Source organism: Pseudarthrobacter sp. 05T312, assembly GCF_056396685.1.
Window position 1 is genome coordinate 1 of the sequence record NZ_JBFTLY010000054.1, and the last position, 488, is coordinate 488.

Below are 488 nucleotides of genomic sequence, written 5' to 3' on the forward strand. Positions count from 1 at the left end.
TGCCCCAGCAGCAGCAGCGCCAGCCCGATGGCCACGCCCACCGACACCAGCGTCAGCGACAGGCTCCAGCCGTGCCCGGCGGCATAGCTCTTCTGCGCGTCCAGCCGCGACTGCTCGCTGCCGGCGGCGTTGTAGTCCGCGCTGCGCTCGATCGCCTTGACCCAGGTGTTGAAGCTGTTGCGCGAGTCGGCGCGGAAGAAGGCCTTCGCCTCGGCGTCCGATCCGTCATTGCGCGACAGGTGCAGCAGCCGCTCCTGCGCCGCGAAGTAGGCATCGCGCGCGGCGACGACCTCGGCGTAGAGCCGCCGTTCCTCGTCGTTGGTGATGTAGGGCTGGTAGGCCTTCTCCGCCGCGGCCAGTTCCTGGCGGGCGTGGGCGATGTTGCGTTCGATCTGCGCCATCTCCTGCCTGTCGTCGGACAGCAGGTGGTCCGGCTCCATGCGCCGGATCTGGTTGGCCTTCACCCGGATCGCCGCCATGCTCTGGAT

Annotated in this window: 1 protein-coding gene; it reads right to left on the reverse strand. The window is 69.1% G+C overall.

Annotated features, from left to right (window positions below; genetic code table 11):
• Positions 1-488, reverse strand: a 488-nt coding sequence (locus AC1DIP_RS22265) for an MCP four helix bundle domain-containing protein (protein WP_477735122.1), incomplete at both ends; no start/stop codon positions are given.